The following is an 18,236-nucleotide window of genomic DNA, read 5'->3' as shown; positions in this document are numbered from 1 at the left end:
GGCCGACGAAGACGTCGTCGGCGCCTGTGCATGCCTGGTTTGACGGCGGGCGCAACGCGCGCGGAAAGAGACAGGTCCCGTGCATCCGCAGCCGCTCTCCACTCTCGCCACCCACGGCCGACTGTCCCGCGGGCAGGCAAGCCTGCATCGCGGAACCCAAGGGCGGCCAGCGCCTGCGGTCGCGTGCCAGCGACATGCGCGCAGCGCGCCCGCCGGCAGCGCGCGGGATCCCGCGATCCCCGACGACGACGCCCGGAGCACCGGGTGCATCGTTTCGTCCTCTTCCCCGCAGCGCGCCCTCCGGACGGGCGCGTCGCCAGGCACGGCCCGGCAGGACCAGCGCCGGGCAACGAAGCCGCGGGTCCGCCGCTGCTGCACAATCCCGCCATGGATGACCCCCGCTCCCAGTCCGAGGCGATCGCCGATCGCGCACTTGCGCGCTTCCCCACGCTGGCCGGCGAGGGACCGCTGTACGAACGGCTGCGGCAGGTGGCGATCGCCAGCGACTTCGCCATCGACGTGCTGGTGCAGCAGCCGGCCGTGCTCGCGCAGCTGGCGCTCGACGACGGCGCGACGGCGATTGCGCCGCCGGTGCTCGACCCGGACGGTCGCGACGACTGGCCGCGCCTGCTGCGCCAGTATCGACGCGCCGAGTCGACCCGCCTGGTCTGGCGCGACGTGCTCGGAATCGACGATGTCGATGCCACGCTCACCGGCACCACGCGCCTAGCCGAAGCGTGCCTGCACATCGCCCTCGACGCGCTGGAGCAGGACTTCGCCCGCCGCCATGGCGTGGTGCGTGATGGCGAGGGCCAGCCGGTGCGGCTGGTCGTGTTCGGCATGGGCAAGCTCGGCGGCGGCGAGCTCAACTTCAGTTCCGACATCGACCTGGTCTATGCCTACGAGCACGGCGGAGAAAGCGACGGGACGCGCATGCTGGCCGCCGAGGACTATTTCGCGCGACTGGGGCAGCAGCTGGCGCGGCTGCTCGACGAGACGACCGTCGACGGCTTCTGCCACCGGGTCGACCTGCGCCTGCGCCCCTTCGGCAATGCCGGGCGCGTGGCGATGAGCTTTGCCGCGATGGAGCTGTACTTCCAGCGCGAAGGCCGCGACTGGGAACGCTACGCCTGGCAGAAGGCGCGCCCGGTCGCCGGCGACGTGGAGGCGGGGCAGCGCTTCCTGGCAGCGCTGCGCCCCTTCGTCTATCGACGCTACCTCGACTTCGGCGCGCTCGACGGCCTGCGCCAGATGAAGGCGATGATCGCCGCCGAGGTCGTGCGCCAGGAGCTGGCCGACGACGTCAAGCGCGGGCCGGGCGGCATCCGCGAGATCGAGTTCCTCGCCCAGGCCCTGCAGCTGATCCGCGGCGGTCGCGAACCCGCGCTGCAGCAGCCGCAGCTGCTGCCCGCCCTGGCCGCGCTGTGCGAAGCCGGCCAGATCGGCGCCGACACCGCCGAGGCGCTGGCGGGCGACTACCGCTTCCTGCGCCGGCTGGAGAACCGGCTGCAGATGCTGCGCGACGCGCAGACGCACGTGCTGCCCGCGACCGATGTCGACCGCGACCGGATCGCGCGCGGGCTCGGGCACGCGCACTGGCAGACGCTCGAGCCGGAGATCCGCCGGCATCGCGACGATGTCGCCCAGGAATTCGACGCGTTGCTGTCGCAGCGGGGGCAGCAGCCCGCCGTGGCCCACGACATCGCCGCCTACTGGCGCGCGCTTCCCGACGGCAGCAGCGCCGATGCGCTGGCGGCCGCCGGGTTCGGTGATGCCGGCAGCGTGGACGCGGCGCTGCGCGATTTCGCCCGCTCGCCCAGCGTGCGCGAACTGTCCGACGCCACCCGGGCGCGGCTGGACCGGGTGATGCCGGTGCTGCTGCAGGCCTCGGCGCCGGCCGACCGTCCCCTGCAGGCGATCCGGCGGCTGCTGGCGCTGCTGCACAACATCCTGCGGCGGTCGAGCTACCTGGCCCTGCTCGACGAACACCCGCCGGCGCTGGCGCGGCTGGTCGACCTAGTCACCCGCAGCGCGCTGCTGGCCGAGCGGCTGGCCGCGCACCCGCTGCTGCTCGACGAACTGCTCGACGCCCGCGCCGAAGGTCCGCTGCCCACGCGCGAGCTGTTCGAGGCGGCCTGCGCCGGGGTCGATGCCGACGACACCGAAACCGCGCTGTTCGCGCTCAACGAGATCCGCCAGCAGCTCAGCTTCCGCATCGCGCTGGCCACCCTCGACCGGCGCCAGCCCGCGCAGGACAGTACGCGCCAGCTGGCCTGGCTGGCCGATGCGATCGTGCAGGCCGTGCTGGCGCTGGCGCGGCGCGAGCTGCACGCCGCGCATGGCGCGATCGCCGGCGCGGGCTTCGCGGTACTCGGCTACGGCAGCCTCGGCGGCGAGGAGCTGGGATTCGGCTCCGACCTCGACCTGGTGTTCCTGTACGACGCGCCGCTGGACGTGCAGTCCGACGGGCCGCGCCCGCTCGACGCGCCGCGCTGGTTCGCGCGCCTGGCGCAGAAGATCGTGGCCCTGCTGGGCGCGGTGACCGGCGCCGGGCGCCTGTACGACATCGACGTGCGGCTGCGTCCCGATGGCGGCAAGGGTCTGCTCGTGTCGTCGCTGGCCAGCTATGGCGACTACCAGCGCGAACGCGCCTGGACCTGGGAACACCAGGCGCTGGTGCGCGCGCGCTGCGTGGCCGGCGATCCGGAACTTGCCGCGGCCTTCGACAGCATCAGGTCGGCCACCCTCGGTCGCGAGCGCGCGCAGGACACGCTGCGCGCGGACGTGGTGTCGATGCGCGCGCGCATGCGCGCCGAACTCGACCGCGGCGGCGAGGGCCTGTTCGACCTCAAGCAGGGCGAGGGCGGCCTGGTCGACCTGGAGTTCCTGCTGCAGTACCTGGTGCTGCGCGAGGCCGTGGCGCGCCCCGAACTGCTGCTCCCGCGCGCGACCCCGCTGCTGGTCGAGGCGCTGGCGCGTGCGGGCGTGCTCGACGCCGAGGCCGCGCAGGCGCTGGGCGAGGCGCACGCCCTGCTGGTTGCCACCGGCCTGGACTGCACGCTCGACCGGCGCGCGCGCATCGTGCCGCTCGATGTGCCGCTGCAGGCGGCGCGCGCGGTGATCGGCCATGCGTGGCGAAGCCACGGGCTGGTGGACTGAGCCGGACGCCTGCAGCGGACGTCCGCCGGCGATGTCGCGAGGAACCCGGCGGGCCGGTCGCGCTCGCGCAGGATGCCCCCTGCGCTGCCGGCACCCTGTCGCGGCCCTGGCCCGGTGATGCCGTATCGCGCGGGCGCGCGTATCGGGTCGTCGCGCGCCCCGTTTGCGCGGCTGCCACCAACCGGCGCGTCGAGCGGACGGCGCCAGCCGGCGCGCTATAGTGCGCCGCTGCATCGAAGGGAACGCAACGCGATGAGCGACGGTGGGCCGCAGTGGCTGGAGACGATCGAGCGCGAAACAGGCGCCGATCCGGCGTGGAGCGTGCTGTGGCTGCACGGCCTGGGCGCCGACGGTAACGACTTCGTGCCGATCCTGCCCGAACTGGTGCGGCCCGGCTGGCCGGCGATGCGGTTCGTGTTCCCGCATGCGCCGGTGCGCGCGGTGACGATCAACAACGGCGCCCGCATGCGCGCCTGGTACGACATCCGCGATTTCGACCTGGCCAATCGCGCCGACGAGCAGGGCGTGGTCGAATCCATCGCCCAGGTCACGGCGCTGATCGACCGCGAGATCGCGCGCGGCATCCCGGCCTCGCGGATCTTCCTGGCCGGCTTCTCGCAGGGCGGCGCGATCACCCTCGCCGCCGGCCTGCGCCGCACGACCCCGCTGGCCGGCCTGGTGGGCCTGTCCACCTACCTGCCCGGCGCGGCGACCGCCGCCGCTGCGCTGGCCGCGGCCGCGAAGTCGCAGCCGCTGTTCATGGCCCACGGCACCGCCGATCCGGTGGTGCCCTTCGCGGCCGGCGAGCAGAGCGCGGCCTGGATGCGCCAGCATGGCTTCGAGGTCGAGTTCCATCGCTACCCGATGCCGCACTCGGTCTGCATCGAGGAGATCCGCGACCTTGGCGACTGGATCGGCAGGCGGCTTGCGGTTGCGGCCTGAGCCGCGTTTGGCGGCCGGCCGGGCTGCGGCTACCATGCCGATGACACGTTTTTCCTGGAACCGGACGCCCCAGTGAAGATCGTCATCGCAGACGACGAACCGCTTGCCCGCGAGCGCCTGCGGGCGCTGCTGGCCGCGCAGGCCGACGTGGAGGTGGTGGCCGAGGTCGGCGACGGGCACCAGACCCTGCACGCCTGCGCCGAGCACGATCCGGACCTGGTCCTGCTCGACATCGCCATGCCCGGCATCGACGGGCTGGAAGTGGCGCGGCACCTGCAGGCGTTCGAGCCGCGGCCGGCGGTGGTGTTCTGCACCGCCTACGATGCGCACGCGCTGTCGGCCTTCGACGCCGAAGCGGTCGACTACCTGGTCAAGCCGGTGCGCGCCGAACGGCTGGCGTCGGCGCTGCAGCGCGCGCGCGCGTTGACCGCTGGCCGCCAGCCCCGGCCCGGTGGCGGAACCGACGGCGCGCGCCGCACCCATCTGTGCGCGCGGCTGCGCGGCAGCCTGCGGCTGATCCCGGTCGAGGACGTGCGCTACCTGCAGGCCGAGGAGAAGTACGTTGTGGTCCACCACGCGCGCGGCGAGGACCTGATCGAGGAGTCGCTCAAGTCGCTTGAGGACGAGTTCGGCGACCGCTTCGTGCGCATCCACCGCAACTGCCTGGTGGCCCGGCACGAGCTGGTCGAGCTGCGGCGCGGGCTGGACGGCCACGTCCACGCCATCCTGCGCCACGGCGACCGCCCGCTGGAAGTCAGCCGCCGCTGCGTGGCGCAGCTGCGCGACACCATCCGCAGCCTCTAGCCCGCGCAGGCCGGCGGTCGCGCCACCGAGGCGCCCGCGCAGGGGATAATGCGCGCATGGACCTGCTTCGCATCGCCACCCGCAAGAGCCCGCTCGCCCTGTGGCAGACCGAACACGTGGCCGCGCGCCTGCGCGCGGCGCATCCGGGCCTGGAGGTCGCGCTGGTGCCGCTGAGTACGCGCGGCGACGAGGTGCTGGACCGTTCGCTGGCCGCGATCGGCGGCAAGGGCCTGTTCCTCAAGGAGCTGGAAGTGGCGATGCAGCGCGGCGAGGCGGATTGCGCGGTGCATTCGCTCAAGGACGTGCCGATGGCGCTGGAGCCGGGCTTCGCCCTGCCGGCGATCCTGGAGCGCGCCGACCCCGCCGATGCCTTCGTCAGCAACCGCTTCGACGGGATCGACGACCTGCCCGAGGGCGCCTGCGTCGGCACCTCGTCGCTGCGGCGCCAGGCGCAGCTGTGCGCGCGCCGGCCCGACCTGCAGTTGCGCGACCTGCGCGGCAACGTCAACACGCGGCTGGCGCGGCTCGACGGCGGCGACTACGACGCCATCGTGCTCGCCTGCGCGGGCCTGCTGCGGCTGGGGCTGGAGGCGCGGATCCGTTCGCGGCTGCTGGCGCCGGGCTGGCTGCCCGCACCCGCGCAGGGCGCGATCGCGATCGAGAGCCGCGACGGCGATACCGCCGTGCAGCGCCTGCTTTCGGTGCTCGACCATGCGCCCACGCGGCGCTGCGTCGAGGCCGAGCGGGCAATGAACCGCGCGCTGCACGGCAGCTGCCACGTACCGGTGGCGGCCTTCGCCCAGGAAATCGACGGCGGGCGGCTGCAGCTGCAGGGGCTGGTCGGCGATGCCGGCAGTGGCCGCCTGCTGCGTGCCGAGGCCAGCGGCGAGGACGCTGCGGGCGTGGGTGCGGAGGTGGCGCGACGGCTGCTGGAAGACGGCGCCGGGGCGCTGCTCGCGCCGCACACCTGATCGCCGCGGCGCCAGATGGCGGCCGATCGCCTCCGCCCGGCCTAGAAGGCGTAGCGCAGCCGGACCGAGCCTTCCCGGTCGGTATGGCCCTGCCCGCCGTTGCCGGCGGTGTCGTGGCGCAGCTCGAAATCGCCCAGCAGCGACCATTGCGGGGCCAGCTCCAGGTCCACGCCGATGGTCTGGCGCAGGTAGGCGTTCTCGCGGCCGCGCTCCACCCGCACCTGCTGGTTCAGCGAGCCGAACTCGCCCAGTCGCTGCGACAGGCGCAGCTGGCCCATCGCCACCGGTCCCTGCGTCGCGGTGCCGTAGTTGGCGTAGGGCTGCAGGCGATAGCCGGTGCCGACCTCCACCTGGATCCGGGTCTGCGCGCTGCGGACCGCCTCCATCCCGTAGCGGGCATCGACCAGGGCGGCGCCGCCGCTGGAGTCGAACCAGTCGCGGCGCGACGCGGGCGAATGCAGGCCGATGAAGCGGCGCGTGGCCAGGCGCGGCAGGCGCTGCGGCCTGATCTCGGCCACCACGCCGGGCGCGTCGCTGCGGGCCAGCGTGCGCCGGGACTGCCGCCACTCGGCGTCGGGGCAGACCAGGCGCAGGCAGGGCTGGCGCAGCGACACCCGCCCGGAGGCGACCGCCAGCGCCGCCGGCTGGTCCGGCGCTTCGGGCAGGGGCTGCAGGAACACGGGCAGGCCGATCACGGCCAGCCACCAGCTGGCGAGCATCCGGACTCCAGGGGTGGAAACGATTTCCGGCCGCCATTGTGCCAAGCGCGGCCGTGATCTCAACTGAACCGGAGACGAAAACCGTCCGGCGCCGCGCTCAGAACGGGAAGAAGCGCGGGATCAGCACGATCGCTGCGGTGCAGAACACCACGTTGAGCGGCAGTCCGATGCGCACGAAGTCCGAGAACCGGTAGCCGCCGGCCGTGAACACCATCGTGTTGGTCTGGTAGCTGATCGGCGTGGCGAAGCTGGTCGAGGCGGCGAAGGCGACGGCCACCAGCAGGGGCTTGGGGTCGATGCCCATCGATTCGGCGGTGGCCAGCGCGATCGGCACCACCAGCACCGCCGAGGCGTTGTTGCTCATGAACTCGGTGGCGATCGAGGTCATCAGGTAGACCGCGGCCAGCGCGGCCAGCGGGCCGAAACCGCCCAGGGTGCCGATCATGAAGTCGGCTGCCAGTGCCGCGCCGCCGCTCTTCTGCAGCGCCACGCCCAGCGGAAGGATCCCGGCCAGCAGCAGGATCACCCGCCAGTCGATCGCGCGGTAGGCCTCGTCCGGTTCGATCAGGCCGAACACCAGCAGGGCCCCGCAGCCGACCAGCGCCGCCTCCACGATCGACAGCCAGCCCAGCGCGGCCACCCCGATCGTGGCCACCATCACCAGCACCGACAGCGTCGCCCGGAACGGGTCGGGCCGGGCCTGCTTGCGCGTGCCCAGCACGATCATGCCCTTGTCCGCGCGCAGGTCCTCGATCGCCCGGGCCGGCGCGTCCAGCAGCAGCACGTCGCCCAGGTTGAGCTGCACGTGGTCCAGCGGCTGGCGCACGTCGAGCAGGCGCCGGTGGATGCCGTGCACCCGCGCGCGGTACATGTGGCCGAAGCGCATCCCCGACAGCGTGTGCCCGATCAGGTGCGAGCCGGGCGAGACCATCACCTCGACCTGCACGCGTTCGGCGTCGATGTCGCCGTCCAGGTCGCGTGCGACGTGGTCGAACTTCAGCCGGCGCGCCTTGCGCACCGCGGCGATGTGCTTCCATTCGCCGCGCAACAGCAGCCGGTCGCCGGCGCGCACCTCGGCATCGGCGCCGTACACCGCGCGCCCGTCGCGCAGGATCTCCAGCACCACCGCATCGTCGATGCTGGCCGGCACCACCTGGTTGCGGCGCAGGCCGATGGCGCTCGACTCCTCCGGCACCAGCAGCTCGGCGACGTAGCGGCCGACGTGCTCGTTCTCCGCGGTGCCCGGCACGCCGCGGTCGGGCAGCAGCCAGCGTCCGACCGTCATCAGGTACAGCATGCAGATGCCGACGAACACGATGCCCAGCGGTGCGAACTCGAACAGGGTGAAGCCCACGCCCGCCGCGTCTCGCGCCATCGCGTCCACCAGCAGGTTGGTCGAAGTGCCGATCAGCGTGCACACCCCGGCCGCCTGCGACATGTAGGACAGCGGGATCAGGAACTTCGACGGCGCCCAGCGGTTGGCGGTGCTGGCGGCCAGCACCAGCGGCAGGAACACGGCCACCGTCGCGGTGTTGTTGACGAACGCGGCCACGCACGAGACCAGCACCAGCATCACCAGCAGGAACAGCCACTGGGAGCGGATCCTGGACAGGACCTCGCCGATCGCGGCCACGGCGCCGTTGCGCTGCAGGGACGCGCTCAGCACGAACATTGCCGCGACCATGATCGTGGCCTGGCTGCTGAAGCCCGACAGCCCCTCCGTCATGCTGAGTACGCCGGTGACCACCAGCGCGGTCATCACCAGCAGCGCGACCACGTCCACGCGCAGCCGCTCGGTGACGAACAGGTAGATCGCCCCGGCCAGGATCCCCAGGGTCAGCCACAGGGCCATGGCGTCTCCCTGCGCGCGCGCGCGGCGGCCGCACGCAAGTCTGCGCGCCCCGCTTCCGCCGTCGTCGGTCCGGTTGTCCTGTCGGCCACGTCCGGCCATGTCCCCGCGAAATCCACTGCACATGGTGCGGCCGGTGCCGCGATGCTGCAAATCCGCAGGCCGTGCCGGACGTTTCCGCGCCCGCCCGGCTGGCGCCAAGCGGCCGCGGACAGCGCATAATCGCCCGCATGGACCGATACGAACGCATCCTGTCCCTGCACCGCATCCTCAAGACCTCGCGCTACCCGGTGACGGTCGCGCGGCTGCAGGAGGAACTCGAATGCTCGCGCGCCACGGTCTACCGCGACCTGGCGTTCCTGCGCGATGCGCTGATGGCGCCGATCGTCGGCGATGGCGAGGCCGGCTTTCGCTACGACGCGGAGGAGGGCGGCCGCTTCGAACTGCCCGGGCTGTGGCTCAACTCCGACGAACTGCACGCGTTGCTGGCCGCGCAGCAGCTGCTCTCGCGCAGCGCCGGCGGGGTGCTGTCCAGCGCGCTGGCGCCGCTGCAGTCGCGCATCGACAAGCTGCTCGACGAGCATTCGGCCGGCAAGCAGTGGCCGGTCGAGCGGGTGCGGGTGGTGCCGCACCGCGGCCGGCGCATGGACGAGCACGTGTTCCGCAACGTCTGCTCGGCTGTGCTGCAGCGCAAGCAGCTGGCGTTCGACTACCGCGCCCGCTCCACCGACGAGAAGACCCGGCGCACCGTGTCCCCGCAGCGCATCACCCATTACCGCGACAACTGGTACCTCGACGCCTGGGACCAGGAGCGCGAGGCGCTGCGCAGCTTCTCGGTCGACCGCATTGCCACCGCGCGCGTGCTCGACGCCGCGGCCCGCGACATCGACGAGGCCGAACTCGACACCCACTTGGCCGGCAGCTACGGCATCTTCTCCGGCCCGGCCAAGGGCGTGGCGACGATCATGTTCAGCGCCAAGGCTGCGCGCTGGGTGGCCGACGAACACTGGCATTCGCAACAGCAGGGTCGCCTGCTGCCCGACGGGCGCTACGAGCTCAAGCTGCCCTACAGCGCGTCGCGCGAACTGCTGATGGACGTGCTGCACTACGGTGCGGACGCCGAGATCGTGGCGCCGCCGGCCCTGCGCGAGCAGGCCAAGGCGCTGCTGCAGCTGGCGCTGTCGAACTACGAACGGTGACGTCCGACGCACCGGGCGCCCCCGCGCAGGCCGGGCGTGAACGCATCGCGCTGGCGCTGGGCGCCGGCGGCGCGCGCGGGCTGGCGCAGATCGGCGTGATCGAGGTGCTGGAGGAGCGCGGCTTCGCCATCGACGCGGTGTCCGGATCGTCCAGCGGCGCCCTGGTCGGCGGGATCTTCGCCGCCGGCCGCCTGCGTGCCTTCGACGAGCGCCTGCGCGCCATGTCGCGCAACGATTTCCTGCGCCTGCTCGATCCGGGCTGGCGGCGCTCGGGCGTGCTGCAGGGACAGCGCCTGGTGGAGACGATGCGCGAGGTGGTGGGCGATCCGCTGATCGAGACGCTGCCGGTCGAGTTCACCGCGGTCGCGGTCGACCTGGAGCGTCAGCGCGAGGTCTGGATCCGCGAGGGCCGCCTGTGGGATGCGCTGCGAGCTTCGTTCGCGATCCCGGGACTGTTCACGCCGCACCGGGTCAACGGCCGCGCGCTGGTCGACGGCGGCCTGCTGGCGCCCTTGCCGATCACCGCGACCCGGCTGGCCGACGCGCACCGCCTGGTGGCCGTGGACATGCATGGCTGGCCACGGCGTCCGCCGGGCGAACCGGCTTCGCCGCCGCAGAGGGATGATGGCCCCGGCTTCGGCGCGCGCATCGGCAACTGGCTGGAACGCGCGGTGGCGGGCGAGGCGGGGGACGCCGGCGGCGACGCGCTGCGCATGTCGCTGCCCGAGATCATGTCGCGTTCGCTGGACACGATGCAGGCGCAGATCTCGCGCGTGCAGCTGGCGCTGGATCCGCCCGAGCTGCTGATCCGCATCCCCCGCGACGTCTGCCAGTTCTACGAATTCTGGCGCGCGGCCGAACTGATCGACGTCGGCCGCGCCGTGGCGACCCGGGCGCTGGACACCGCCGGCTACTGAGCCCGGCGTCCGGCCATCCGCGGCCGTCGCAGCCGTTGAGATGTGCCTGGGCGAGGCTGCGCTCCCACCCAGGAGCCGCCGCCATGACCGCACCGACCCCGCTGCACCGCACCGCCGAGGCGCCGCTGCGCACCATCGAAGCCGCGCTGCTGGGCGCGCTGTTCCTGGGCGTGGTGGCGATGCTGTCGCTGCCGGCGCCGGGCTGGGCGGCGCCGTGGCTGGCGCTGGCGCCGGGCTCGGGCCTGGCGATGGCCGCCGCGCTGCGCCTGTCGCGGCGCAGCGGGGCCGCCCGCGCGACCGGCGCGACCCCTGTCCTGCGCCGCCGTCGTCCGGCCGCGGCCATGGCCGCACGCAGGCGCGGCCCGGCGCCGCGGCCCGCATCGCGCCTGCTCGCGGCGCTGGCATTGCGCTGAAAACCTTCGTCTTTCGGGTGGATCCAGGGACGGACCCGTCCGGAAACCACGCGGCCCGCGCTGCGTGACTCCTGGCGTCGCCGGACCTCAGCGCAGGATCTGCGGCGGCTGTCCGCCCACGATCACCACGTCGGCGGGGCGTCGCGCGAACAGGCCCACGCTCACCACGCCGGGGATCTGGTTGAGTTCACGCTCCAGCGCCACCGGGTCGGTGATGCGCAGGTTGTGCACGTCGAGCACGAGGTTGCCGTTGTCGGTCACCACGCCCTCGCGCCACACCGGCTGGCCGCCGGTCCGGGCCAGGATCTCGCGCCCGACCAGGCTGCGCGCCATCGGGATCACCTCGACCGGCAGCGGGAACCTGCCCAGCACGTCGACCTGCTTGGCCGGGTCGATGATGCAGACGAATGTCTCGCTGGCCTCGGCGATGATCTTCTCGCGGGTCAGCGCCGCGCCGCCACCCTTGATCAGGCAGCGCCGTGGATCGCATTCGTCGGCACCGTCGACGTACAGCGGTAGCGGGCCGGTGGCATTGAGGTCGAGGATCTCGATGCCGAGCCGGCGCAACTGCTGCGTGCTCTGCTCCGAGCTCGATACCGCGCCGGCGATGCGGTCGCGGATCCTGCCCAGTGCGTCGATGAAGTAGGCCACCGTCGAGCCGGTGCCGACGCCGACAACCATGCCGTCCTCGACGAATTCGATGGCCTTCTCGCCGGCCAGGCGCTTGGATTCGGACATGTGCGGTTCCCGGGGGGTGTCTGTTGGGTGGCGGCGGCCGGTCAGCCCGGGCGGCCCGGAGCGGGCCTGGCCGGGCGCGGCGGAGAATGGATGACCGGACTCACTCCAGCGCCAGCAGCAGCTTCCACTGCGCGGCGGTCACGGGCAGCACCGACAGGCGCGTGCCCTTGCGGATCAGCGCGAACTCCTCGCCCAGCGCCTCGGCGTGCCCGCGGATCTCGTCGAGCGGGATCGCACGCTCCAGCTTGCGCACGAAGCCCACGTCGACCAGGTCCCAGCGCGGCTGCTCGCGCGTGGACTTCCCGTCGAAGTACTTGGACTTCTTCTGGAACTGGGTCGGGTCCGGATACGGCGCGCTCGCGACCTCGCCGATCCCGTAGATGCCCGGCACCTCGGTGTTGGAGTGGTAGAACAGCACGCCGTCGCCGACCTGCATCTGGCGCATGAAGTTGCGCGCCTGGTAGTTGCGCACGCCGGTCCAGGGTTCGGTGCGGACGCGCTGGAGGTCGTCGATCGAGAAATCCGTGGGTTCGGACTTCATCAGCCAGTAGCGCTTGCGCGGACTCATGGGCTCACCAGGAAGGTGTCGGATTCGGTGCAGACCGCGTCGAGCGGGATATCCCAGGCCTCGGGCCGGATCGCGTCGGCCTGCTGCACGGAGAACGCGGCGCCGACCAGGTGGGGCGGCGCGGGCCGGTCCAGGCGTGCGGCGAAGCTGCGATCGTACCAGCCGCCGCCCATGCCGAGCCGGTGCCCGGCCGCGTCGAACGCAACCAGCGGCGCGACCACGAGGTCGAGCTGTTCGGGGCGCAGCAGTTCGGCTTCGGGCACGTCGGGTTCGGGGATGCCGTGGCGATTGGTCGACAGCGGCGCGCCGGGTTTCCACGGCGCGAAACGCAGGGTGTCGTCGGCGTGCAGCACCGGCAGGCAGTAGCGCACGGCGCGCGGCAGGCGCAGCTGCCAGGCGTGCAGCGCGATCTCGCCGTCCATCGCCCAGTAGCCCGCCACCGCGCCGGCCTGCGGGGCGAACGGCAACGCCAGCAGGCGCGAAGCCAGCGCGTCCGCCGCGGCGATGCGCGTCGCCGCGGGCAGGGCGCGACGGCGTGCGCGCATCTCGCGGCGCAGTGCGCCGCGGTCATCGTTCATGGTGGGATCCGCGCAAGAGCATGCGCGCTATTGTGACCGCCCCTGCCGGGTCACTGGAAGCGGCGCCGCGACGGAATCCGTGGCGGCGCGCGACCGGAATGAATACGTCCTCCGCACATGCCGATGCCTGCGAAACGACCTTGAACCCGGGGTTCAAGTGGGAGCGTTCGGTTTCCATCGGGCTTCCCGCTGCAAGGCGGACCTGCACTCCCGGATTCCTCGCGCCCCCGTGGTCGTAATTAAGGGACAAGGCGAATGTTGCGCATGCCGTCGATCACGGCAGAGGACGCAAACGAAGTATAGCCCGCCGGTAAAACCTGCCAAGTCCGTTCGTCGGGCGCCGCGTGCATCGGTTCATTTCCGCCCGGTCGCGCGCGGCGCATTGCGGTGGCGGATCGCGTTGCCCGGCCCGCGCAGCGCGTTCAGGCGCAGCGGTGACATCCGTGACGGGCACCCATGCGTCGCGGCGGCGTCAGCGCGCGTCGATCAGGTCGTCGAGCTTGCGCTGCAGGCTTTCGAGCAGGTCGGCCATCTCGCGGTCGCGCTGTGCGTTCTCCACCCGCACCTGCTGCAGTTCGTGCGCCAGGTTCAGCGCCGCGAGCACGGCCACGCGGTCGACCGCGGCCATGCGGTTGCTGCCGCGGACCTCGCGCATGCGCTCGTCGAGCAGTTTCGCAGCCGCCACCAGGCTCTCGCGCCCGTCGGCCGACACGCCCACCGTGTACTCGCGGTCGAGCAGGCGGACGTTGACCGCCTCGCTGGTCCCGCTCATGCGCGCACGCTCACGTGTGCTGTTCCAGCGACTTGAGCCGCGCGATCATCGCCTCGACCCGCGAGCGCGCCTGCTCGTTCTTGGCCAGCAGCTGCGAACGTTCGCCCGAGATCTGCTCGTGCTGCTGGCGCAGCGAGCGGTTCTCCTCGGACAGCTTCTGGGCGCGGTCGACCAGCGCGTCGATGCGCGCGGTGAGCGCGCGGAGCTGGGCGATCACGTCGGGGCGGTCCATGGCGGCACGATAACAGGCCGCGCGGAGCGGTCAAGGCGCGGCCAGCGGCGGCGCCGGCACCTGCTCGCGGGCCGGGCGCCAGTTGCGGATGAAGGCCAGGCAGGCATGCGCCTCCAGCGGCTGCGACAGCCAGAAGCCCTGGACCTCGTCGCACTGGTGGTCGCTCAGGAAGCGCGCCTGGGCGTCGGTCTCCACGCCCTCGGCCACCACGTTCAGGCCCAGCGAGTGGGCCATGGTGATGACCGTGCTGGTGATCGCCGCGTCTTCCGGGTCGTGGGTGAGATCGCCGATGAAGGCCTTGTCGATCTTGATCGTGGTGATCGGCAGGCGCTTGAGGTAGGCCAGCGAGGAATAGCCCGTGCCGAAATCGTCGATCGCCAGCGACACGCCCAGTTCGCGGAAGGACTGCAGCTTGGCGGCGGCGTGCTCGGCATTGGCCATCAGCACGCTCTCGGTCAGCTCCAGCTCGAGCGCGCTCGGCGGCAGGTCGATGTCGGCCAGCACGCGGCTCACCACTTCGGGGAAGTCGCCGCGCAGCAGCTGCAGCACGGACACGTTGACCGACACGGTGAGGTTGGTCAGGCCGTGCTGGCGCCAGCGCTGGAGGGTCAGGCAGGCCTCGCGCAGCACCCATTCGCCGATCTCCAGGATCAGACCGCTTTCCTCCGCCATCGGGATGAAATCCGAGGGCGGGATCTCGCCGTGCTCTGCGCTGCGCCAGCGCAGCAGCGCCTCCACGCCGGTGATGCGGCCCTGGGCCAGCGCCATCTGCGGCTGGAACACAAGGCGCAGTTCGCCGCGATCGAGCACCTTGCGCAGCGCGCCGGAGATGGTCGCGCGCTGGCGCACGACCACGTCCATCGCGTCGTCGTAGCGCATGAAGGTGCGGCGGCCGGCGGCCTTGGCCTGGTACATCGCGGTGTCGGCCTGTTTGAGCAGTTCGGTCGGCACGTGCGCGTGGTCGGGGTAGAGGCTGATGCCGATCGAGGGCGAAATCGCGATCTCGCGGCGGTCGTCGAGCAACAGCGGCGCCTCGAAGGCCATGATGATCTCGCGCGCCACGTGGTCGGCTTCCTCGGGCGAGGCGAGGTTCTCCAGCACCACGGTGAACTCGTCGCCGCCCAGCCGGGCGACCGTGTGGTGCATGCCCACGGTCTGCTGCAGGCGCGCGGCGGCGGCGCGCAGGATGCGGTCGCCGGCGGCGTGGCCGAGCGAGTCGTTGACGTCCTTGAAGCGGTCGAGGTCGAGGAACAGCACCGCGATGCGGTTGTCCTCGCGGTGCGCGCGCACGATCGCCCGCGACAGGCGCTCGGACAGCAGCGAGCGGTTGGGCAGGTTGGTCAGGGTGTCGAAGTTGGCCAGGTAGCGCAGTTCCTGCTCGGCGCGCTTCTGCTGGGTGATGTCGTTGAGCACGATCACGTACAGGATCAGCTGGCCGTTCTTGTCGTAGACCGTGCTGGACTCGATCTGGCACAGGAATTCCTCGCCATCCCTGCGCCGCTGCCAGATCTCGCCGGTCCAGCGGCCCTTGCGCCGGATCTGTTCGCGGATGTGCTGGTAGAACGCGCCGTCGTGCTGGAGGCTGTCGAGGATGCTGGCGTTGCGTCCGGTCAGCTCGTCCTCCTCGTAGCCGGTCATGCGCAGGAACGCCGGATTGACCGAGACGAAGTCGAAGTTGCGGTCGATCACCACGACCGCCTCGTTCATGCTGCGCAGCACTTCGCTGGAGATGCGCAGTTCGCGCTCGGCGGCGCGGGTGCCGGTGATGTTGAGCGCGGTGCCGGCGATCCGCAGAATCCTGCCCTGCTCGTCGCGGGCCACCGCCCGCCCGCGGGCGCGCATCCACACCCATTCGCCCTCGCGCTCGATGCGCAGCTCGGCGAGCACGGTGTCGGTACCGCCGGCCAGGTACTCGGCGATGCGCTGGCGGGCCACCGGCAGGTCGTCGGGGTGGATGATGGCGCCAAGGTCGACGACGTCCTCGCCCAGGCGTCCGCCCGTATCCTCGTGCGTGTCCAGCGCCAGGCGGTTGACCCGGCCGCTGGCCACGTCGTAGTCCCAGTAGCGCTCGCCCGTGGCCCACAGGGCGAGCTTCAGCCGTTCCTCGCGGTCACGCAGGCGCGCGACATGGGAGCGCTCGCTCTGGCGACGGCGCAGGGTGATGACCACCAGCGCGACCAGCAGCACGAGCACGGCAGCCGCCGCAGCCATGAGCTGGAGATCCCCCGGATTGGTCGGCACGCGGAGAACCCCTGCGCGTAGCGTTCATGGACATGACGAGTGTAGGCGCCAGCGCAGGCCCGCAACAAGCGCGATCAGGCGCATCGCGCGCGGCACGGCCGCATGCAGCAGCGCCGTCGACGTTCTAGACTTGCGTTCCACCGCCCGGAAACCGCCTGTGCCTCCAGCCTTGCCCCCCCTGCAGGAAGTCGAATCGGCCAGCCGCGGTCGCGAACTGGGCACGGGCGCGAGCGAGTTGCACGGCGGCCTGTGCGGCTGGCTGGCCGGTGGCGGCAGCGACGGTCCCGACTGGCTCGCGCGGGTGCTGGCCGATGCCGACATCGACGCGGTGGCGCCAGGCGACGCGTTCGACCGGCTGCGCGAGGCCAGCGTGGCGCAGCTGGAGGATCGGGAATTCGGCTTCGAGCTGCTGCTGCCCGAGGCAGACGCCAGCCTGTACGAGCGCAGCGGTGCCCTGTTCGACTGGTGCCGGGGCTTCGTCGGCGGCTTCGGCCTGGCCGCCGGGCCGACCCCGCCGCTGTCCGCCGAGGGCCAGGAAGCGCTGGCCGACCTCGTCCGCCTGTCGGCCGCGGCGGCCGAGGAAGGCGGCGACGAGGAAGACGAGGACGCACTGGCCGAGATCGAGGAATACGTGCGCGTCGCGGTGCTGCTGCTGCACGGCGACTGCGCGCTGGGGCCGCGCCACCGCGGGCGCCTGAACTAGCCACCGCGTGCCGATGACGCCTGTCGCCTGCTCCGTCCGCGGCCCGCTGCCGCCCGCCTCGACACGCACGCTGCCCCCCGGCGCCGCTGGCGCGGACGTGCGCTGATGCGCCCGGTCTCCGGCATCTCCGCCCAAGCCTATGCCCGGCGCCGGCGCCAGCTGATGCGCATGGCCGGCGACGACGCCATCCTCGTGCTGCCGGCGGCGCCCGAGCGGATCCGCAGCCGCGACACCCACTATCCCTACCGACAGGATTCGGACCTGTGGTACCTGACCGGCTTTCCCGAGCCGGAGGCGGTGCTGGTGCTGGTGCCGGGTCGGGCTCACGGCGAGACGCTGCTGTTCTGCCGCGAACGCGACCCCGAGCGGGAAGGCTGGGACGGCCCGCGTGCCGGCCCGGAAGGCGCGGTCGAGGCCTTCGGCATGGACGACGCCTATCCCATCGACGATCTCGACGAGATCCTGCCCGGCCTGCTCGAGGGCCGCACCCGCGTCTACTACCACTTCGGTCGCGACACCGAGTTCGACCTCAAGCTGATCGGCTGGCTCAACCGCGTGCGCGCGCAGGTGCGGCTGGGCGCGCAGCCGCCGCACGAGTTCCTGGAGCTGGGCCACCTGCTCGACGAGATGCGGCTGTTCAAGACCCGCGACGAGATCCGGCTGATGCGGCATGCCGCGAACATCAGCGTGCAGGCGCACGAGGCGGCGATGCGCGCGGCGCGCCCGGGCGTGCGCGAGTACGAGCTGCAGGCGGAACTGGAACGGGTGTTCCGCGCGGCCGACGCCGAGCCCGCCTACGCCAGCATCGTCGGCGCCGGCGCCAACGCCTGCGTGCTGCATTACCGGGCCAACCGCGGCCAGGCTCGCAGCGGCGACCTGGTACTGGTGGATGCCGGTGCGGAATACCGCGGCTATGCGGCCGACATCACCCGCACCTTCCCGGTCAGCGGGCGCTTCGGCCCGGCCCAGCGCGCGCTGCACGACCTGGTCGACGCCGCCTACGCCGCGGCGCTGGCACAGGCGCGCCCCGGCCTGCCCTACGAAGCCGGCCACGACGCCGCCGTCCAGACCCTGACCGAGGGCCTGCTGCGGCTGGGGCTGCTGCGCGGCAAGCTCGAAAAGAACATCGCCGACGGCAGCTACAAGCGCTACTACCGGCACAAGACCGGGCACTGGCTGGGCCTGGACGTGCACGACGTGGGCGATTACCGGCTCGACGGCGAGTCGCGGCTGCTCGAGCCGGGCATGGTCTTCACCATCGAGCCGGGCCTGTACATTCCCGCCGACGACACCAGCGTGGCGGCCAAGTGGCGCGGCATCGGCATCCGCACCGAGGACGACGTGGCGATCACCCGCGACGGCCATGAAGTGCTGACCGGCGAGCTCGCACGCAGCGCCGACGAGATCGAGGCGTTCATGGCGCGCTGAGCG

17 protein-coding genes and 1 other RNA gene are annotated in these 18,236 nt (G+C 72.2%); 9 read left to right on the top strand and 9 right to left on the bottom strand.

What is annotated here, in order from left to right:
- Positions 1–387: 387 nt before the first annotated feature.
- The 4 genes from glnE to hemC all read left to right on the top strand — a co-directional run bounded on the left by glnE (position 388) and on the right by hemC (position 5,876).
- Positions 388–3,159, top strand: coding sequence for a bifunctional [glutamate--ammonia ligase]-adenylyl-L-tyrosine phosphorylase/[glutamate--ammonia-ligase] adenylyltransferase (gene glnE, locus Q0863_RS05890; RefSeq protein WP_345780516.1), 2,772 nt, complete (start codon positions 388–390; stop codon positions 3,157–3,159).
- 252 nt (positions 3,160–3,411) lie between these two features.
- Complete coding sequence (locus Q0863_RS05885) at positions 3,412–4,101, top strand: carboxylesterase (RefSeq protein WP_298576335.1); 690 nt, start codon at positions 3,412–3,414, stop codon at positions 4,099–4,101.
- A 72-nt stretch (positions 4,102–4,173) separates the two neighbouring features.
- Positions 4,174–4,905, top strand: coding sequence for a LytTR family DNA-binding domain-containing protein (locus Q0863_RS05880; protein ID WP_298576332.1), 732 nt, complete (start codon positions 4,174–4,176; stop codon positions 4,903–4,905).
- A 56-nt stretch (positions 4,906–4,961) separates the two neighbouring features.
- Positions 4,962–5,876, top strand: a complete 915-nt coding sequence (gene hemC, locus Q0863_RS05875; protein ID WP_298576330.1) for a hydroxymethylbilane synthase — start codon at positions 4,962–4,964, stop codon at positions 5,874–5,876.
- A gap of 41 nt (positions 5,877–5,917) precedes the next feature.
- On the opposite strand, the gene Q0863_RS05870 is transcribed toward hemC, so the two are convergent.
- Both Q0863_RS05870 and Q0863_RS05865 read right to left on the bottom strand, forming a co-directional pair.
- Positions 5,918–6,595: a DUF481 domain-containing protein gene (locus Q0863_RS05870; RefSeq protein ID WP_298576327.1), complete on the bottom strand. Its 678-nt coding sequence runs from the start codon at positions 6,593–6,595 to the stop codon at positions 5,918–5,920.
- A 97-nt stretch (positions 6,596–6,692) separates the two neighbouring features.
- Positions 6,693–8,447 (bottom strand): SLC13 family permease, encoded by a 1,755-nt coding sequence (locus tag Q0863_RS05865; RefSeq protein ID WP_298576325.1) that lies wholly within the window; start codon positions 8,445–8,447, stop codon positions 6,693–6,695.
- A gap of 227 nt (positions 8,448–8,674) precedes the next feature.
- On the opposite strand from Q0863_RS05865, the gene Q0863_RS05860 reads away from it, so the two are divergent.
- From Q0863_RS05860 to Q0863_RS05850, 3 genes are all read left to right on the top strand, one after another.
- A complete protein-coding gene (locus Q0863_RS05860; RefSeq protein WP_298576323.1) occupies positions 8,675–9,643 on the top strand; it encodes a YafY family protein in 969 nt (322 codons plus the stop codon).
- Positions 9,640–10,560, top strand: a complete 921-nt coding sequence (locus Q0863_RS05855; protein WP_298576321.1) for a patatin-like phospholipase family protein — start codon at positions 9,640–9,642, stop codon at positions 10,558–10,560. Before Q0863_RS05860 ends, Q0863_RS05855 begins: the two co-directional genes overlap by 4 nt.
- Positions 10,561–10,643: 83 nt before the next feature.
- A complete protein-coding gene (locus Q0863_RS05850) occupies positions 10,644–10,973 on the top strand; it encodes a hypothetical protein (protein WP_298576319.1) in 330 nt (109 codons plus the stop codon).
- 87 nt (positions 10,974–11,060) lie between these two features.
- Here the strand turns inward: Q0863_RS05850 and rpiA are convergent, their stop codons facing one another.
- The 7 genes from rpiA to Q0863_RS05815 form a co-directional block, all read right to left on the bottom strand.
- Positions 11,061–11,711, bottom strand: coding sequence for a ribose-5-phosphate isomerase RpiA (gene rpiA / locus Q0863_RS05845; RefSeq protein ID WP_298576317.1), 651 nt, complete (start codon positions 11,709–11,711; stop codon positions 11,061–11,063).
- A gap of 100 nt (positions 11,712–11,811) precedes the next feature.
- Entirely contained in the window at positions 11,812–12,279 is a 468-nt protein-coding gene (locus tag Q0863_RS05840; protein ID WP_298576315.1) for an EVE domain-containing protein, read from the bottom strand.
- Entirely contained in the window at positions 12,276–12,857 is a 582-nt protein-coding gene (locus Q0863_RS05835) for a 5-formyltetrahydrofolate cyclo-ligase (RefSeq protein WP_298576313.1), read from the bottom strand. The genes Q0863_RS05840 and Q0863_RS05835 overlap by 4 nt, the downstream gene beginning before the upstream one ends.
- 104 nt (positions 12,858–12,961) lie before the next feature.
- A non-coding RNA gene (ssrS, locus tag Q0863_RS05830) (6S RNA) lies at positions 12,962–13,146 on the bottom strand.
- Positions 13,147–13,329: 183 nt separating this feature from the next.
- Positions 13,330–13,629 carry a cell division protein ZapA gene (locus tag Q0863_RS05825; RefSeq protein ID WP_298576310.1) on the bottom strand — a complete coding sequence of 100 codons (300 nt, stop codon included), beginning with the start codon at positions 13,627–13,629 and terminating at the stop codon, positions 13,330–13,332.
- A gap of 10 nt (positions 13,630–13,639) precedes the next feature.
- Entirely contained in the window at positions 13,640–13,861 is a 222-nt protein-coding gene (locus Q0863_RS05820; RefSeq protein ID WP_298576308.1) for a TIGR02449 family protein, read from the bottom strand.
- A gap of 30 nt (positions 13,862–13,891) precedes the next feature.
- Complete coding sequence (locus tag Q0863_RS05815; protein ID WP_298576306.1) at positions 13,892–16,072, bottom strand: EAL domain-containing protein; 2,181 nt, start codon at positions 16,070–16,072, stop codon at positions 13,892–13,894.
- A 199-nt stretch (positions 16,073–16,271) separates the two neighbouring features.
- Here Q0863_RS05815 and Q0863_RS05810 point away from each other — a divergent pair, with 199 nt between their 5' ends.
- Both Q0863_RS05810 and Q0863_RS05805 read left to right on the top strand, forming a co-directional pair.
- Complete coding sequence (locus tag Q0863_RS05810) at positions 16,272–16,805, top strand: UPF0149 family protein (protein ID WP_298576303.1); 534 nt, start codon at positions 16,272–16,274, stop codon at positions 16,803–16,805.
- Between the two features lie 105 nt (positions 16,806–16,910).
- Positions 16,911–18,233 (top strand): aminopeptidase P N-terminal domain-containing protein, encoded by a 1,323-nt coding sequence (locus tag Q0863_RS05805; RefSeq protein ID WP_298576301.1) that lies wholly within the window; start codon positions 16,911–16,913, stop codon positions 18,231–18,233.
- The last annotated feature ends 3 nt before the right edge of the window (positions 18,234–18,236 follow it).

The sequence above is a fragment of the uncultured Luteimonas sp. genome (genome assembly GCF_947492465.1).
Lineage (GTDB): Bacteria > Pseudomonadota > Gammaproteobacteria > Xanthomonadales > Xanthomonadaceae > Luteimonas.
The sequence above is the reverse complement of the archived record's forward strand: the minus strand, read 5'-3'. Positions and strand labels throughout refer to the sequence as shown.

Bases quoted from the DNA above. Each gene is read 5' to 3' on its own strand.
- glnE (WP_345780516.1), top strand. From the start codon at position 388: ATGGATGACCCCCGCTCCCAGTCCGAGGCGATCGCCGATCGCGCACTT.
- Q0863_RS05885 (WP_298576335.1), top strand. From the start codon at position 3,412: ATGAGCGACGGTGGGCCGCAGTGGCTGGAGACGATCGAGCGCGAAACA.
- hemC (WP_298576330.1), top strand. From the start codon at position 4,962: ATGGACCTGCTTCGCATCGCCACCCGCAAGAGCCCGCTCGCCCTGTGG.
- Q0863_RS05870 (WP_298576327.1), bottom strand. From the start codon at position 6,595: ATGCTCGCCAGCTGGTGGCTGGCCGTGATCGGCCTGCCCGTGTTCCTG.
- Q0863_RS05865 (WP_298576325.1), bottom strand. From the start codon at position 8,447: ATGGCCCTGTGGCTGACCCTGGGGATCCTGGCCGGGGCGATCTACCTG.
- Q0863_RS05860 (WP_298576323.1), top strand. From the start codon at position 8,675: ATGGACCGATACGAACGCATCCTGTCCCTGCACCGCATCCTCAAGACC.
- Q0863_RS05850 (WP_298576319.1), top strand. From the start codon at position 10,644: ATGACCGCACCGACCCCGCTGCACCGCACCGCCGAGGCGCCGCTGCGC.
- rpiA (WP_298576317.1), bottom strand. From the start codon at position 11,711: ATGTCCGAATCCAAGCGCCTGGCCGGCGAGAAGGCCATCGAATTCGTC.
- Q0863_RS05840 (WP_298576315.1), bottom strand. From the start codon at position 12,279: ATGAGTCCGCGCAAGCGCTACTGGCTGATGAAGTCCGAACCCACGGAT.
- Q0863_RS05835 (WP_298576313.1), bottom strand. From the start codon at position 12,857: ATGAACGATGACCGCGGCGCACTGCGCCGCGAGATGCGCGCACGCCGT.
- Q0863_RS05825 (WP_298576310.1), bottom strand. From the start codon at position 13,629: ATGAGCGGGACCAGCGAGGCGGTCAACGTCCGCCTGCTCGACCGCGAG.
- Q0863_RS05820 (WP_298576308.1), bottom strand. From the start codon at position 13,861: ATGGACCGCCCCGACGTGATCGCCCAGCTCCGCGCGCTCACCGCGCGC.
- Q0863_RS05815 (WP_298576306.1), bottom strand. From the start codon at position 16,072: ATGGCTGCGGCGGCTGCCGTGCTCGTGCTGCTGGTCGCGCTGGTGGTC.
- Q0863_RS05805 (WP_298576301.1), top strand. From the start codon at position 16,911: ATGCGCCCGGTCTCCGGCATCTCCGCCCAAGCCTATGCCCGGCGCCGG.